Source organism: Cellulomonas dongxiuzhuiae, from assembly GCF_018623035.1.
Classification (GTDB): Bacteria; Actinomycetota; Actinomycetes; order Actinomycetales; family Cellulomonadaceae; genus Cellulomonas; species Cellulomonas dongxiuzhuiae.
The window spans coordinates 3,114,987-3,130,109 of sequence record NZ_CP076023.1; the positions used below are offsets into that span (position 1 = coordinate 3,114,987).

General features: G+C 75.4%; 15 protein-coding genes. 5 read left to right on the plus strand and 10 right to left on the minus strand.

Features of this window, described 5'->3' with window-relative positions; genetic code table 11:
* Positions 1-58 precede the first annotated feature (58 nt).
* Both KKR89_RS14010 and KKR89_RS14015 read left to right on the plus strand, forming a co-directional pair.
* Positions 59-736: a nucleotidyltransferase family protein gene (locus KKR89_RS14010; RefSeq protein ID WP_208195973.1), complete on the plus strand. Its 678-nt coding sequence runs from the start codon at positions 59-61 to the stop codon at positions 734-736.
* Between the two features lie 59 nt (positions 737-795).
* Positions 796-1,575, plus strand: a complete 780-nt coding sequence (locus KKR89_RS14015) for an aldo/keto reductase (RefSeq protein ID WP_208195974.1) — start codon at positions 796-798, stop codon at positions 1,573-1,575.
* A gap of 249 nt (positions 1,576-1,824) precedes the next feature.
* Here the strand turns inward: KKR89_RS14015 and KKR89_RS14020 are convergent, their stop codons facing one another.
* The 4 genes from KKR89_RS14020 to KKR89_RS14035 all read right to left on the minus strand — a co-directional run bounded on the left by KKR89_RS14020 (position 1,825) and on the right by KKR89_RS14035 (position 6,027).
* The gene (locus KKR89_RS14020) at positions 1,825-2,868 is read right to left on the minus strand and encodes an alcohol dehydrogenase catalytic domain-containing protein (RefSeq protein WP_208195975.1); all 1,044 of its coding nucleotides are present in this window, start codon (positions 2,866-2,868) and stop codon (positions 1,825-1,827) included.
* A gap of 54 nt (positions 2,869-2,922) precedes the next feature.
* Entirely contained in the window at positions 2,923-3,645 is a 723-nt protein-coding gene (locus tag KKR89_RS14025) for a GNAT family N-acetyltransferase (RefSeq protein WP_208195976.1), read from the minus strand.
* A 26-nt stretch (positions 3,646-3,671) separates the two neighbouring features.
* Positions 3,672-4,913: a hypothetical protein gene (locus KKR89_RS14030; RefSeq protein WP_208196421.1), complete on the minus strand. Its 1,242-nt coding sequence runs from the start codon at positions 4,911-4,913 to the stop codon at positions 3,672-3,674.
* A 283-nt stretch (positions 4,914-5,196) separates the two neighbouring features.
* Complete coding sequence (locus tag KKR89_RS14035; RefSeq protein ID WP_208195977.1) at positions 5,197-6,027, minus strand: alpha/beta fold hydrolase; 831 nt, start codon at positions 6,025-6,027, stop codon at positions 5,197-5,199.
* 184 nt (positions 6,028-6,211) lie between these two features.
* On the opposite strand from KKR89_RS14035, the gene KKR89_RS14040 reads away from it, so the two are divergent.
* Positions 6,212-6,640, plus strand: coding sequence for a MarR family winged helix-turn-helix transcriptional regulator (locus KKR89_RS14040; protein ID WP_208196378.1), 429 nt, complete (start codon positions 6,212-6,214; stop codon positions 6,638-6,640).
* 24 nt (positions 6,641-6,664) lie between these two features.
* On the opposite strand, the gene KKR89_RS14045 is transcribed toward KKR89_RS14040, so the two are convergent.
* On the minus strand, positions 6,665-6,838 hold the full coding sequence (locus tag KKR89_RS14045; protein WP_208195978.1) for a hypothetical protein: 174 nt from the start codon (positions 6,836-6,838) through the stop codon (positions 6,665-6,667).
* Positions 6,839-6,897: 59 nt separating this feature from the next.
* Here KKR89_RS14045 and KKR89_RS14050 point away from each other — a divergent pair, with 59 nt between their 5' ends.
* On the plus strand, positions 6,898-8,172 hold the full coding sequence (locus KKR89_RS14050) for a PGPGW domain-containing protein (RefSeq protein ID WP_307802215.1): 1,275 nt from the start codon (positions 6,898-6,900) through the stop codon (positions 8,170-8,172).
* A 40-nt stretch (positions 8,173-8,212) separates the two neighbouring features.
* Here the strand turns inward: KKR89_RS14050 and KKR89_RS14060 are convergent, their stop codons facing one another.
* From KKR89_RS14060 to KKR89_RS14080, 5 genes are all read right to left on the minus strand, one after another.
* Positions 8,213-8,929 carry a response regulator gene (locus KKR89_RS14060; RefSeq protein ID WP_214765787.1) on the minus strand — a complete coding sequence of 239 codons (717 nt, stop codon included), beginning with the start codon at positions 8,927-8,929 and terminating at the stop codon, positions 8,213-8,215.
* Positions 8,929-10,311, minus strand: coding sequence for a sensor histidine kinase (locus KKR89_RS14065; RefSeq protein ID WP_251140898.1), 1,383 nt, complete (start codon positions 10,309-10,311; stop codon positions 8,929-8,931). The genes KKR89_RS14060 and KKR89_RS14065 overlap by 1 nt, the downstream gene beginning before the upstream one ends.
* 79 nt (positions 10,312-10,390) lie before the next feature.
* Entirely contained in the window at positions 10,391-11,260 is an 870-nt protein-coding gene (locus KKR89_RS14070; protein WP_251140899.1) for a hypothetical protein, read from the minus strand.
* A complete protein-coding gene (locus KKR89_RS14075; RefSeq protein WP_208195981.1) occupies positions 11,260-12,126 on the minus strand; it encodes a hypothetical protein in 867 nt (288 codons plus the stop codon). The genes KKR89_RS14070 and KKR89_RS14075 overlap by 1 nt, the downstream gene beginning before the upstream one ends.
* On the minus strand, positions 12,123-13,049 hold the full coding sequence (locus tag KKR89_RS14080; protein WP_208195982.1) for an ABC transporter ATP-binding protein: 927 nt from the start codon (positions 13,047-13,049) through the stop codon (positions 12,123-12,125). Before KKR89_RS14080 ends, KKR89_RS14075 begins: the two co-directional genes overlap by 4 nt.
* A gap of 390 nt (positions 13,050-13,439) precedes the next feature.
* Here KKR89_RS14080 and KKR89_RS14085 point away from each other — a divergent pair, with 390 nt between their 5' ends.
* The gene (locus KKR89_RS14085; RefSeq protein ID WP_208195983.1) at positions 13,440-15,026 is read left to right on the plus strand and encodes a non-reducing end alpha-L-arabinofuranosidase family hydrolase; all 1,587 of its coding nucleotides are present in this window, start codon (positions 13,440-13,442) and stop codon (positions 15,024-15,026) included.
* The last annotated feature ends 97 nt before the right edge of the window (positions 15,027-15,123 follow it).

Here is a 15,123-nt window from a genome sequence, read left to right on the forward strand (position 1 = left end):
AGCGCACCCTCGAGCCGCCCGACGAGCGCTCCCGCGCAGTGCGGTGTAGACACCCTGCATGCACAACCCGACGACGACACCGCTGACCGGTGCGGCGCCCCCGCCGCTGCCCGCCCCCACCGGGGCGGAGACCCCCGACGACCGCGCCGCGCTGCAGGACGGTCTGCGCCGGACGGCCGTCGCGCTGCTCGACGCCGAGATCCCGTTCGCGCTCGTCGGCGGGTACGCGGCGTGGGCGCGCGGTGCGCCCGAGCCCAGCCACGACGCGGACTTCGCGGTCGCCGAGGACGACGTCGACGCCGCGCGCGCCGCGCTGGCCGCGGCGGGCCTGGACGTGCAGCAGCCGGCCGAGAACTGGCTGTTCAAGGCGTACCACCACGGCCAGCTCATCGACGTGATCTTCCGGATGGTCGGCGAGCCGGTGACGCGCGAGCAGCTCGCGCAGGCCGACCAGCTCGAGGTCCTGGCGGTGCGCATGCCCGTGCTGCCCGCGACCGACATCATCTCCGCCAAGATGCGGGTGCTGGGCGAGCACTACTGCGACTTCACCTGGCTGCTGCCGATGGCCCGCGCGCTGCGCGAGCAGATCGACTGGGACCGCGTGCGCGAGGAGATCGACGGGCAGCCCTACGCGCGGGCCTTCATGTTCCTCGCCGACGAGCTCGGGCTGACGGGCCACCCCGGTGACCGGCTGACGGCGGCACCGGGGCGGTCGGACCCGGGCACGGAGGAGTGAGCCACGACGCGCAGGCCCGCCGACCTGCGCGTACGGGCACGTCCGGAGAGGATGGACGCATGCCCGACACCACGACCCCCACCCTGACCCTCCCCGGCGGCGCCATCCCCGTCCTCGGCCTCGGCACCTGGCAGTCGGAGGGCTCGGACGCCGAGCTCGCCGTCAGCGCCGCGCTGCAGCTCGGCTACCGGCACGTCGACACCGCGACCGGGTACGGCAACGAGGCGCAGGTCGGCCGCGTGCTGGCGACCCGCGGCATCGACCGCGACGACGTCTTCCTGACGACCAAGCTGCCGCCCGACCACGCGGACCGCGCGCGGCAGACGCTCATGGAGTCGCTCGCCGCGCTCGGCACCGACCACCTGGACCTGTGGCTCATCCACTGGCCCCCGGGCAAGCAGGCCCGTCCTGACGTCTGGGAGGAGCTGCGGCGTTCCCGCGACGAGGGTCATGTCCGCTCCATCGGGGTGTCGAACTACTCGATCGCGCAGATCGACGAGCTGATCGCGGCCACCGGTGAGGCCCCGGCGGTCAACCAGATCCCCTACTCCCCGGTCGACCACGACGCGGCGCTGCTGGCGGCGCACCGCGAGCGCGGCGTCGTGGTGGAGGGCTACAGCCCACTCAAGCGGACCGACCTCGCCGCCGAGCCGATCGCGGCGGCGGCACGCGCGCACGGCGTGACGCCCGCCCAGGTGGTGCTGCGCTGGCACCTCGAGCACGACGTCGTCGTCATCCCGAAGTCGGTGCGGCCCGAGCGGCTCGAGGAGAACCTGGCCGTGCTCGGGTTCACGCTGAGCCCCGACGAGGTCGCGGCGATCGACACGCTCGGACGCTGAGACCGGCCGCCCGCCGCGGCCGCCGAGAGGCGGATCGCGGCGCGGCACCGCGGTGGTCGCGCTCCCACACCGCACGTGCTCGCCACCGTCGCGATGCGACCGGCGAGCACGTCGGGTGCTCGGCCTACCGAGGAACCGGACCCGTGTCCTGCGTTCGGCGTCACGCCGTTGTGCCGCCGACGCAAGGTCTACCTCACATCCGGACGTGACGTCAACCACACGCCAACCCGCGACACACACCGCGACACCTCAGGGGACGACGACGGTCATCCCGGCCGTGGCGGCCGACGGCAACGAGGCGAGCGCCGCCGGTGCGTCGCCGAGACCGATCGTGCGCCCGACCAGCGTCGAGGGCACGAGGCGGCCGCGAGCGATCGCCGCGAGCATCGCCGGGTACTCGTGCGCCGCCATCCCGTGGCTGCCGTGCACGGACAGCTCCCACGCGAGGACACGGTCCATGGGCAGCGCCGTGCGGGCGTCGTCGCCCAGCAGCAGCCCGACCTGCACGTGGCGCCCGCGGCGGCGCAGCGCGAGGACGCCGGTCAGCGCGGTGCCCGCGCTGCCCAGCGCGTCGAGCGTGGCGTGCGCACCTCCCCCGGTGGCCTCGACGAGCCGCTCCGCGAGCCGCTCAGGGTTGTCATCGCCCGGGGCGATCGTCACGTGGGCGCCCGCGGCCCGGGCCGCGGCACGGGCTGCAGGCGACGGGTCCACCGCGACGACGCGGGCCCCGGCCGCGACGGCGACCATGACCGCCGACAGGCCGACCCCGCCGCAGCCGAGCACGACGACCTCGTGGCCGGCACGGACCGCCGCGTGCACGGTGACCGCGCGGTACGCGGTCGCGAACCGGCAGCCGAGCGCCGCCGCGGCGACGGGCGTCATCCCGTCGGGGACCCGCACGAGGTTGGTGTCCGCGTGGTCGAGCGCGACGAGCTCGGCGAACGATCCCCACTGCGTGAAGCCCGGCTGGGTCTGGTGCGGGCACACCTGCTGGTCCCCGCCGCGGCACGTCGCGCAGGTGCCGCACGCCATGACGAAGGGCACGGTGACGAGGTCGCCGACCGTCCACGCGTGCACGTCCGGTCCCACCTCGACGACCGTGCCCGCGAGCTCGTGCCCGGGGACGTGCGGCAGCGTCACGCCGTCGTCGTGCCCCTGCCACGCGTGCCAGTCGCTGCGGCACACGCCGGTGGCGCCGACGCGCACGACGACGCCGTCGGGCGGGCACGAGGGCTCCGCGACTTCGCGGACCTCCGGGAGGACACCGAACTGCTCGATCACCAGCGCGCGCACCCGACGATCCTCCCGCGGGGAGGGCGGGCGCGGCGCACCGGCGCGCGGACCGCGTCAGTCGGAGGGCTCCAGGTGGCGGCGCGGTACGCCGACCCGGTCCGCCGCGGGCGTCATCGCGGGCGCGAGCCGGGTCAGCGCGCCCACGCGCCCGACCCCGTAGCGCAGCCGGCGCGCCGCGGCGTCGCCGAGCGCCGTGCGGACCCCGCCCACCCACAGGCGCGGCCACCCGCGGGCAGCCGCCGCACCCTCAGCTGTGAGCAGCAGGACGGTGGCCACGCCGCGCCGGCGGTGCGCGGGCGCGACGTAGATCTCGCGGAGCTCACCGGTCACCGCACGCCACCGCACGGCACCGACCTGGGGCGCCGACGCCAGCCGCAGCCGCGCGGCGTCCGCCTGGGTGACGACCGCACCCGGCTCCACGTGGGCCCCGAGGTCCTGCGCGCGCTCCGCGACGTCCGCGTGCGCGAAGGCCACCAGCTCGGCCACGACCGGGTCGGCGTCCCGCTCCACGCGCTCCACCAGCACCAGCGGCGTCGCCGCCGCGAGCCGCTCCGCCAACGGCTCGGACCGCAGAAGCTGCCAGGTGTCGGCGCGCACGGCGACCCGGGCCAGACGGTCCTGCGTCAGCGCGCGACCGGGCGGGAGCTCCGTGACGTCGACGACCGACCGGTCCGGCCGCTCGTGCGAGGCGATCGCGTGCACGACCACCGTGCCGGCGTCACCGGTGCCCTGCGCGCCGGGGCCGCCGGGCGGCAGCACCGAACGTGCCCACCACACCGGGACCCGGTCGCGGCCGGGCTCCCTCACACGCGACGCCCGGCCCGCCGGGCGGTGAGCAGGGCGCCGAGGCCGAGCGCGACGAGTGCGGCGGCGGCACCGGCCAGCCGCGCGGGGTCCGCACCGGTCACCGCCAGGGCGCCCGCCGCGGGCGCGGCGGCCACCGGCGCAGCGACGGGTGCGGGCGCGGCGGGCACCGGTGCGGCGGGCGCGGCGGGCACCGGTGCGGCCGGCGCGACGGGCACGACCGGCGCCACGGGGACGACCGGCGCCGCGACGGCACGCAGGACGACGAGGTCGCCCGTCGGCACGTCCGCCTCGGCGGTCGTGCCCACGGCGGCGGCCGTCACCGGCACGACGTCCTCCGGCAGGACGAGGCCGGACGGCACGCCCGTGACGCGCACCTGGTACGTGGCCGGCACGACCTGGCCGAAGGCGAGCCGGCCGGCCGCGTCGGACGTGGCGGTGGCGAGCAGCACGAGCCCGTCGGGCTCCGGCGCGACGCGCAGCGCCATCTCGGGCGCGGGCGCCGGCGCGGGTGCGCCCGTGCCGGCGGCGCCCCACAGCTCGGCGGTCACACCGACGACCGGCGCACCGGTCTCGTCGACGGCCACCATCTCGAGCACGCGGTACGCCCGCACGACCTCGGGGGCGAACGTGTAGCTGCAGAAGCCGAACGCGGCGTCGGTGGCCAGGCAGGGGCCGAACGTCTGCGACGCCGGACCCGCGAGCATCGCGCCCTCGGGGAGGGAGACGACGCGGGCGGTGGCCGTGAGGCTCCCGGAGAAGGTCCACGAGTCGCTCGGGAGCACGCCGTACTCGTCGAGCGTGCCGGTCTCCTCGGGCTCGGGGCCCGTGCCGACGTGGTCGAGCTCGACGACCGTGCCCGCCAGCGGCGCACCGTCCGGGCTCCACGCGCCGAACCCCAGCTTGCCCGTGCCGTAGCAGCCCTGGACCGTCGTGGCACAGTCGGCCTCGTCGGCCGGGGCCACCTCGTCGGCGGGCGGCACCTCGTCGGCGGGCGGCACCTCGTCGGCGGGCGGCACCTCGTCGGCGAGCGGCACCTCGTCGGCGAGCAGCGCGGCCGGAGCGGCCGCGGGGACGAGCTGGTCGACCTGCTCCTGCGCGGGCAGCACGATCGGGGCCTCGGGCGGCGCGACGTCCTGCGCGGCGGGCGCGTCGGTCGCCACCGCCACGGCGGGCGTGGACCCCAGCAGGGCGGCCGCACCGAGGACGACGAGGGCGGTGCCGCGACGCGCGCGGGTCACGGTGGGGGCAGCCGCGGTGGCGGCAGGACGCAGGGGACGCACAGGGGACCTCTTGGCTTCGGGGACCCGACCGCGGCAGGGTCGTACGGGACGGCAGCGGGGTGCGCTGCACCTGATCATGCGTGCAGGTGGCAGCCGGGCCGTCGCCCCGCACCGCCCGTTCGCCCGTCAGAGGGCGCACGTCACCCGTCCGCGCCCGGGTGCCGGCCGGGACCGGCACGAACCGGGCACGCCGGTGCCGCGCCACGGGGGCGCCGCACCGGCGGCCTCGAGGCGCCCGGCGTCAGTCGGCGAGGAAGCCCAGCAGCGCCGCGGTCACCTCGTCCGCGTGCGTCCACAGCAGGCCGTGCGGCGCACCCTCGACCTCGACGTAGGTCGCCTCGGGCAGCAGGGCGGCGAAGGGCCGGCCGGTCGCGTCGATCGGCAGGATGCGGTCGGCGGTGCCGTGCAGGATGAGCGTCGGGACGTCGATCTTCGCGATGTCGTCGCGCAGGTCCGTGTGCCACGTCGGGACGACGGACCAGGCGGCCCACGGTGCCGAGCCGGCCGCGACGGACCACGAGCCGCGCACCGCGGCCTCGCTGATCCGCGTGCCGAGGTTCTCGTCGAGGTTGTAGAAGTTGGCGAAGAACTCGTCGAACCACGCGAAGCGGTCCTGGCGCGCGCTGGCGGCGATCCCGTCGAACGCGCTCTGCGGCAGCCCGTGCGGGGTCTGCTCGGTCTGCAGCAGGAACGGCTCGATGGACGCGAGGAACGCCGCCTTGGCGACGCGCTCCGAGCCGCGGGTGCCCAGGTAGCGGCCGACCTCGCCCGTGCCCATCGAGAAGCCGACGAGCACGGCGTCGTGCAGGTCGAGCGTCGTGAGGACCGCGTCGAGGTCCGCCGTGTAGGTGTCGTAGTCGAATCCCTCGGTCGACTTCGTGGAGCGGCCGAAGCCGCGCCGGTCGTAGGTGATGACGCGGTAGCCGGCGTCGAGGAGGGCCACGGTCTGCTTCTCCCAGGAGCTCCCGTCCAGCGGGTAGCCGTGGATGAGGACGACGGGCTGCCCCGAGCCGTGGTCCTCGTAGTAGAGCTCGACGGTCTGGTCGGTCGCGGTGCTGGTGATGTACGGCATGTCCCTGCCCTCTCCTCGTTGCCCGGGCTCTCCGCCCGGCGTCGGCATCCCCTCGGTTCATCGGGAACGATTACATCGTGCACGTTCTAGTTGTGCGCGTCAAGATCTCCCCTAGACTGGGCTCGTGGACGACGACCTGCGGCCCGACGACGCGCCGACCCGTGACGACATCTCGCTCGCGTCGATGCTGTGCTTCGACCTCTACTCCGCGTCGCGCGCCATGACGTCGGTGTACCGCGGGCTGCTGGACCCCGTCGGCCTCACGTACCCGCAGTACCTCGTGCTCGTGGTCCTGTGGACGCGCGGGGAGCAGACCGTGCGCCAGGTCATCGACGTGCTGCACCTCGACTACGGGACCGTGTCGCCGCTGCTCAAGCGGCTCGAGGCGCGCGGGCTCCTCGAGCGCCGCCGCCGCGCCGACGACGAGCGCTCGGTCACGGTCGCCCTCACCGACGAGGGGCGCGCGCTGCGCGCGCAGGTGGCGCACGTGCCCGGGCGCATCGCCGCGGCTTTCGGCCTCGACGCCGACGAGCTCGCCGAGCTCACGCGCCTGCTCGCCACCGTGACCCGCACGGCCCCCGCGCACGCGTCCGGCCCGCCGCCCGCCGCCTGACGCCGACGCCCGGGGACCGGCCGGTCACTGCCCCGGGCGGTCCTCCTGCCAACGGCCGACCTTCACCGCCGCACCCGCGAGCACGTCCAGCGCGTCGGGCAGCGGCAGGTCGACGACGGGACCGCCCGGCACCGGGCGCACCGCGATGCCCACGGCGACGTCCGGGTCCTGCGAGGTCGGCACGCCCTCGCTGCTCACCCGCGCGACCCTGGCGGCGCACGCGCGCACCTGGCCCGACCCCACGTAAGGTCCCGCAGGTGAGCACCACGTCTGCACGACCGGGCGCCCGGGTGGGCGTCGTCGTCACCGACGCGTACCCCGCCGAGGACCCCGACCACGACACCGCACCCCTCGTCGCGGCGCTGCGCGCGCAGGGGATCGACGCGGGCGCCGCCGTGTGGCACGACGCGGGCGTCGACTGGGCCGCGTACGACCTGCTCGTGCTGCGCAGCCCGTGGGACTACCCGGAACGGCTGGCGGAGTTCCTGGCCTGGCTCGACCGCGCCGAGAGCGTGACACGCGTGCTCAACCCGCCCGCGCTGGTGCGCTGGAACCTCGACAAGCGGTACCTCGCGCAGCTCGCCGACCTGGGCGTCGGCGTCGTGCCGACCGCGTACCGGACGTCGCTCGACGACGTGCGCGCCGACCTCGCGGCCGCGGCACCCGGAGCACGCGTGGTGCTCAAGCCCGCGGTCTCGGCGGGCGCGCGCGACACGGGGCTGTTCGGTGCCGACGACCCCGGTGCGCTCGACCTGGCGGCACGGATCCTCGACGGCGGCCGCGTCGTCATGGTGCAGCCCGAGGTGCCCGAGCTGTCGGCGGGCCGCGAGAAGGCGCTGTACGTGGTCGACGGCCGGCTCACGCACGCGATCTCCAAGGGCGCGCTCCTCGCACCCGGCGGCGGGTTCCTCGGCGGCGTCTACGCCGAGCACCCGGTGCCGGTGGACGTCACCGCGGACGAGGCTGCCTTCGCGCAGCGCGTCGTCGCGGCCGTGGGTGAGGCGACCGGGCTGGGCGTCCCGCTGTACGCGCGCGTCGACACGGTCGACTCGGCCGACCACGGCCTGGTGCTGCTGGAGGCCGAGCTGTTCGAGCCCGCGCTCAACCTGCACGTCGCCCCCGAGGCGACCGGCGCCCTCGTGGCGGCCGTGCGGGCCAGGCTCGTCGACGGGGGGACCGGCGGTGGGCCCGCGCCGGGCGGGCGGGGCGACGGCACGACCTGGTCCCAGCGCTGGGAGCGCACGCGGGCGCAGATCGACCTGCTGCCGCGCCCCGTGCGGCTCGTCGCCGTGTCCGTCGTCGGCGGGACGGTGCTCCTCACCGGCGTCGCGATGCTCGTGCTGCCGGGACCGGGGATCCTCGCGATCCTGGCGGGGCTCGCACTGCTCGCCACCGAGTTCGCGTGGGCGCGGCGCTGGCTCGACCGGGCACGCGCCGCAGGCCGGCAGGGCGTCGACAAGGGGCGCGAGGTCTGGGGGCGGCGACGCCCCGCGAGCGGACCGACGACGCAGGGCGACCCGCCCGCAGCCTGAGGTTCCCGCGCCCGTGCCGGGGTCTCCCCCGCCGCGGCGGCTACGCCGTCTCGGGCCCCGAGGCCCCTCGGCTCGACGAGCCGGCACCGGTCCGCCCTGCCACGCCGCACTCGTAGGCGATGATCACGGCCTGCACGCGGTCCCGGGCGCCCAGCTTGGCGAAGACGTTGCCGACGTGGGTCTTGACGGTCGTCTCGGAGACGAACAGCTCGCCCGCGATCTCGGAGTTCGACGCACCGCCCGCGACGAGGCGCAGCACGTCGAGCTCGCGCGGCGTCAGGATGCGCAGGCGCGGGTGGGGCCCGTCCGCGTCCGTGACGTCGACCGTGAGCGGCAGGTGGCCCGCGAAGAGGTCGAGCATGCGGCGCAGCACGCGCGGCGCGACCACCGACGTGCCGGCGGCGACGGTCCGGATCGCGTCGACGAGCTCGTCGGGGCGGGCGGACTTCAGCAGGAACCCGCTCGCACCGGCGCGCAGCGCCGCGAACGCGAGGTCGTCGACGTCGAACGTCGTGAGCACCAGCACGCGTGACGCGGGGTGGTCCGCGACGATGTGCCGGGTCGCCTCGATGCCGTCCATGCCGGGCATGCGGATGTCCATGAGGACGACGTCGGGGGCGAGCGCGGCGACCTGGTCGAGGGCGACCCGCCCGTCCGCGGCCTCGCCGACGACCTCGAGGTCCGGCGCGGACTCGATGACCATGCGGAAGCCGACGCGCAGCAGGGACTGGTCGTCCACCAGCAGCACGGTCGTCATCATGAACCTCCTGCGTCGTCGGCCCACGGCAGCACCGCGTGCACCTGCCACCCACCGTCGGGGCGGGGTCCCGCCTCGACGTGCCCTCCGAGGAGCGCGGCACGCTCGCGCATGCCGACGATCCCCCGCCCGGTGCCGGGCCCGTCGCCGGCCCGGGCACCGCCCCCGTCGACGACGTCGACCTCGACGGTCGTCGGCGTGCGGCGCACCGCGACCTCCACCGACGACGCGCCCGGTGCGTGCCGCAGCACGTTCGTCAGCGCTTCGCCGAGGATCCGCAGGACCGCCAGGCGCACCGACGTGTCGTCCGGCAGCGCGGTGTCCAGGCCCGTCGCGGTCACGGCCAGCCCGGCCGTGCCGAAGCGCTCGACGACGGTGGACAGGTCGACCTCCGTGGGCGTCACCCGGTCGTCGCCGCCCGACGGGGGGCCGAGCGCCCCGAGGACGCGCTGCATGTCGGCGAGCGCGGACCGACCGGTGTCGGCGACCTGCCGCACGGCGGCCCGCGACCGGTCGGGTGCGCGCTCGAACGCGGCGTCCGCTCCGTCGGCGAGCGCGATCATCACCGTCAGGCTGTGCGCGACGACGTCGTGCATCTCGCGGGCGATGTGGGCGCGCTCGGCGGCGCGCGCCAGCGCCGCGCTGTCGTCCCGCTCCCGAGCCAGGGCGCGGTAGCGCTCGACCAGGTCGGCCGCGTGCAGGCGGCGGGACCGTGCCGCCGACCCGACGGCGACCCCGAGCAGCAGCAGCGCGACGAGCAGCAGGACCGAGCCCATGCGTCGGCCGGGCGAGAACAGCGGCTCGTCGCGGTACTGCACCCACTCGGACGGTTGAGACGTGTTCGCGCCGGACCAGGCGATGATCTCGATGAGGCCGAGGTCCTGCCAGCGCCACAGCGCGAGCGTCACGACCGTCAGGACCGCACCGAACACCACCCAGGTCGTGGTGGTGCCGCGGGCGGCCGCGACGCTGTACAACGCACAGGCCAGGCAGGCCCCGAGGACGCCGATGACCCCCGCCACGTGCAGCGACAGGAGCGTCGCGGCGGTGAGCAGGACCGTCACGGTGAGCGGCCGCGCCCGCCGCAGCAGCAGCAGGCCCGCGCCGACGCCGGTCCCGACGAGCCACGTCGTCGTCACCCGCTCCGTGACCCCTGCGTCGCGCGGGTACAGACCGATGGCGATGGCGCCGTTCGCCGTCTCCCAGATGAAGCCCGACCCGACGACGCCGACCAGCGCGATGACGACGGCCACCGTGACGTCCATGACCCAGGGCCGCGCGGTGACGAGGCGGGCGACCGGGCTCGCGCCACGCACGTGCTCCTCGGTGAGCGGCGGCTCGTCGGCGCGGGGCACCCGCACGAGGGCAGCACGTCGGATCACCGGGCCACTCTCCCACCCCGGCCCGTCGGGGCGGGTCGCCTCCCGGGCGGCGGGTGCCACCGCCCGCGAGGGGGACGGCTCAGCGGACGTCATGGCGTCGCAGCCGGTACGCCGCGGCGGCAAGCACCACGACCATCCACCCGCCGACGACCGCGCCGCCGCCCCCCACGCCGAGCTGGAGCCCCTGCGTGGCGGCGTCGGCCGCTGCGACGGCGGCGTCGTCCTCGAGCAGCCGGCGGCCGGCCGAGGGCAGGAACGCGCGCACCGTGTCGGTCACCCGGCCCGGGACGCCCTGCAGGAAGAAGTCGAGGAGGAAGACGAGCACGACGCCCGTGACGATCGCGTCCGCCGGGCGTCGCAGGAGCGCCCCGAGGCCGAGCCCCAGCAGGGCGAGCGCGGCCCCGACCACGACGAAGCACACGAGCACGCGGGTGGTGCCGGGGACGGTCAGGTCCAGCGCGGGCGCCTCGCCCGCGCGCGGCCCGATGGTCGCCAGGTACGACGCGCCGAGCGCCAGCGTCGCGGTGACGGCGGCCGCGACGGTCGTGACGACGACCTGCGCGCCCAGCACGGGCAGCCGGCGCGGCACGGCCGTGAACGTCACGCGTGCGGTCCCCGTCGTGTGCTCCGACGTCCCGACGGTGGCCCCGAGGACGAGGAACCCGAGCTGCGCGAACAGGAACCCGGACACCACGACCCAGGAGCCGGAGCGCCCGTCGGCGGTCCGCACGAAGATGCCCAGCCCGTACGCCGTGAGAGCGGCCGCGGCGATCGTCCCCAGCGCGAGCCAGGAGTTCGACGCCACGCTCGTCAGCTTGGTCCACTCGGCGGCGAGCACGCGCGGGAACGTCACGCCGTGCCGGGCGGGCGCCCCGCGCGACGCACGTGCCGTCGCGCGGGGGCGCGGGGTGGGCGTCGTCACCGTGCCCGTCGTCACCATGCCCGTCATCACCGTGCGTCCCGCGCCCGCAGCCGCACGCCCGCCACGACGAGCAGCAGGACGACCCACGCACCGAGCACCAGGCCGCCACCCACCGGGCCGAGGTCGGGCGTCCCGGGCATGCCCTCGCTCGAGGCACCCGTCGTCAGCAGCTGGGCCGCGGTCCCGGGCGTGAACGCGCCGATCGCACCGGCCGGCGTGACGCTGTGGGGCAGCGCCATGCCGTTCGCGTCGGTGCCCGGGTCGCTGACCGTCATGAGCACGGCGGGCAGGAAGACCAGCACCACGAGCGCCGTGACGAGCGCGGGAACCGTCCTGCGCAGCAGCGCGCCGAACGCGAGCCCGAGCAGCGCCGTGCCGGCGACGAAGACCACCATGCCGAGCATGATCCCGGGGGTCTCGCCGTCGGCGAGCCCGAGCGGGAGGTCGCGCGACGCGGCCGCGGGCAGGACCCCCACGACGCACGCCGCCACGGTGAGGACCCCGAGCACCAGCGCGAACGCCGCCAGGACGACGGCCTGCGCCACGAGTGCCGGCCAGCGCCGCGGGACGAGCGTGAACGTCGTGCGGAAGGCACCCGTGCGGAACTCGCCGGCCCCGTACAGGATGCCCAGGACCAGGGGCCCGATCTGGGCCAGCAGCAGACCGCTCGACAGGTCGCGGGCCGGCTCGAACCCCGGGTCGACCGAGGACGCCGTCGCGCTCAGGTACGAGATGGCACCGGCTGCCACGACCGTGACGGCGGCGGTCCACCACGGTGAGCGCAGCGACGTCAGCTTGGTCCACTCGGCGGCGACGACGCGGCGGAAGGTCGGCCCGTCGGTGGGCGCGCCGGCCGCAGCGCGGGCGGCGACGGGTGTCGCGGTGGCGCTCATCGCGCACCTGCCCCGGTGCCGGCCGTGCGGTACTCGACGGCGTCGCCGGTGAGCTGCAGGTACGCCTCCTCGAGCGAGCCGGTCTCGGCGGCGAGCTCCAGGACCGTCGCACCGCAGCGGCGCGCGGCGGTGCCGACCTCGTCGACCGACGCACCGCGGACCTGCAGCGTCCCGCCCTCCCGGGGGGTGACCTGCGCACCCGCGGCCAGCAGCTCGCGGGCCAGCGCCTCGGGCTCGGTCGTGCGGACCCGCACGACCCCGGCGCGCTCGGACTTCTCGACGACGTCCTGCACCGTCGCGTCCGCCAGCAGCCGCCCGCGGCCGATGATGACGACGCGGTCGGCGCACAGCGCGAGCTCGTGCATGAGGTGCGACGACAGCAGCACCGTGCGGCCGTCGGCCGCGAGGTCCCGGACCAGACGCCGCACCCACAGCACGCCGTCGGGGTCCAGGCCGTTGACCGGCTCGTCGAGGATGAGCGTCTGCGGGTCGCCCAGCAGCGCCCCCGCGATGCCGAGCCGCTGGCCCATACCGAGCGAGAACGTGCCCGCGCGGCGGTGCGCGGCCGGCTCGAGGCCCGTCTGGGCGATGACCTCGCGGACGCGCGCCCTGCCGATGCCGTGCGTCTGGGCCATGGCGAGCAGGTGCTTGTAGGCCGTGCGGCCGGGGTGCACCGAGCGCGCGTCGAGCATGACGCCCACCGCGTGCAGCGGCGCCGGCAGGTCGGCGTAGCGCCGCCCGTCGACCCGCGTCGAGCCCGACGTCGGCCGCTCGAGCCCCACGACGACGCGCATGGTCGTGGACTTGCCCGCGCCGTTGGGCCCGAGGAACCCCGTGACGGTCCCCGGCCGCGCCGTGAACGTCAGCCCGTCCACCGCCGTCGTGCTGCCGTAGCGCTTGGTCAGCGCCTCCACCTCGATCATGGCGTCTCCTCCTGGTCCGTCCGCACCCTGCGGTGCGTCCGTCGACGACGCTACGGAGACCGGGTGCCCGCCCAGCACCTGCCCGTGGAGGAGACGTGCCGGGCGGTGCCCTCCTCCCGTGGGAGGAGGGCACGGCACCGGCTTGCCCCCACGGGGCGCCCCGTTCTCCACCCGAAGGGGGGAACGATTGCCACGTCGGCTGGCAAGGGGGCGACGCGAAGCGTTTAGGACCCTCACCCGACCCTTCAGTCGGAGCGATCCCACATGCCAATGTGAACCTTCACAAACCGCGCGAACCGGGATGTGACGGCTTGTACGGCATGCCGGCCGGTCGACGTCGACCGCCGCCGCGCAGGCCTGCTCGACCCCGACCACTCGAAGGAGAGCAGCATGAGATCAGCACGTGCCCACGGGGCGCCTGCCCCGGCACGGGGGCGCCGCCGCTGGGCGGCGGTCCTCGTCGCCGCGGCCACGGCCGTGTCAGCAGGTGCGGCCGCACTCGTCGCCGCCCCCGCGGCATCGGCGGCGACGGTCGACACCAGCGCGTCGTACGTGCTGATCAACCGCGGCAGCGGCAAGGCGCTCGACGTCTACAACCTCTCCATGTCCGACGGTGCCCGCATCACGCAGTGGACCCGCAACGACGGCACGCAGCAGCAGTGGCAGTTCGTCGACTCCGGTGACGGCAACTACCGGATCAAGTCGCGACTCTCGGGCAAGGTCCTCGACGTGTACAACTTCTCGACCGCCGACGGCGGCGCGATCGTCCAGTACACCGACCGCAACCAGACCAACCAGCAGTTCCGGCTCCAGGACGCCGCCAACGGCTACGTGATCCTCATCGGCCGCCAGTCGGGCAAGGCCATCGAGGTCCAGGGTGCCTCCACGGCGGACGGCGCCAACATCGTCCAGTACTCGAACTGGGGCGGGAACAACCAGCAGTGGCAGCTCGTGCGGCTCGGCGGCGGGAGCAACCCCACCACGCAGCCGACGAGCAACCCCACCACGCAGCCGACGAGCAACCCGACGACGCAGCCCACCACGTCGCCGACCACGCCGCCGCCGACGGGCACCTGCTCGCTGCCGTCGTCGTACCGGTGGCGCGACTCCGGCGTGCTGGCCCAGCCGCGTTCCGGGTGGGTGTCGCTGAAGGACTTCACCGTCGCGCCGGTCAACGGCCAGCAGCTCGTGTACGCCACGACGAACACGGGCACGGCGTGGCAGTCGACCGCGTTCGCCCTGTTCTCGAGCTACTCGCAGATGGGCTCGGCGCAGCAGCGGACGATGCCGTTCACGGCCGTCGCGCCGTCGCTGTTCTACTTCGCCCCCAAGAACCTGTGGGTCCTGGCCTACCAGTGGGGCGGCCCGGCGTTCTCCTACCGGACGTCGACCAACCCGTCGGACCCGAACAGCTGGGGCGCGCACCAGACGCTCTTCACCGGGTCGATCTCCAACTCGGGGACCGGTCCGATCGACCAGGCGCTCATCGGTGACGACCGCAACATGTACCTGTTCTTCGCCGGCGACAACGGCCGCATCTACCGCGCGTCCATGCCGATCGGGAACTTCCCCGGCAGCTTCGGGTCCAGCTACCAGACGATCATGACCGACACGACGAACAACCTGTTCGAGGCGGTGCAGGTCTACAAGCTCCAGGGCCAGCAGCGCTACCTCATGATCGTCGAGGCCATCGGGTCGCAGGGACGCTACTTCCGGTCCTTCACGGCCACGAGCCTGGACGGCACGTGGACCCCGCAGGCCGCCACCGAGTCCAACCCGTTCGCCGGCAAGGCCAACTCCGGCGCGACGTGGACGAACGACATCTCCCACGGTGAGCTGCTGCGCACCAGCGCGGACCAGACCATGACGGTCGACCCGTGCAACCTGCAGCTGCTCTACCAGGGCCGCAACCCGTCCTCCGGCGGCGACTACGGCGCCCTGCCGTACCGCCCGGGCCTGCTCACGCTGCAGCGCTAGGCACGTCGGACCGCCGGCTCGACGGCCGGCCCCACCACTGCGGGCCGCTCCCTCCCGGGGGCGGCCCGCAGCCGCGTCCAGGCCCGCGAACCACGTC

Bases quoted from the DNA above. Each gene is read 5' to 3' on its own strand.
- KKR89_RS14070 (WP_251140899.1), bottom strand. From the start codon at position 11,260: ATGACGGGCATGGTGACGACGGGCACGGTGACGACGCCCACCCCGCGC.
- KKR89_RS14040 (WP_208196378.1), top strand. From the start codon at position 6,212: ATGCTGTGCTTCGACCTCTACTCCGCGTCGCGCGCCATGACGTCGGTG.
- KKR89_RS14075 (WP_208195981.1), bottom strand. From the start codon at position 12,126: ATGAGCGCCACCGCGACACCCGTCGCCGCCCGCGCTGCGGCCGGCGCG.
- KKR89_RS14080 (WP_208195982.1), bottom strand. From the start codon at position 13,049: ATGATCGAGGTGGAGGCGCTGACCAAGCGCTACGGCAGCACGACGGCG.
- KKR89_RS14035 (WP_208195977.1), bottom strand. From the start codon at position 6,027: ATGCCGTACATCACCAGCACCGCGACCGACCAGACCGTCGAGCTCTAC.
- KKR89_RS14060 (WP_214765787.1), bottom strand. From the start codon at position 8,929: ATGACGACCGTGCTGCTGGTGGACGACCAGTCCCTGCTGCGCGTCGGC.
- KKR89_RS14015 (WP_208195974.1), top strand. From the start codon at position 796: ATGCCCGACACCACGACCCCCACCCTGACCCTCCCCGGCGGCGCCATC.
- KKR89_RS14085 (WP_208195983.1), top strand. From the start codon at position 13,440: ATGAGATCAGCACGTGCCCACGGGGCGCCTGCCCCGGCACGGGGGCGC.
- KKR89_RS14010 (WP_208195973.1), top strand. From the start codon at position 59: ATGCACAACCCGACGACGACACCGCTGACCGGTGCGGCGCCCCCGCCG.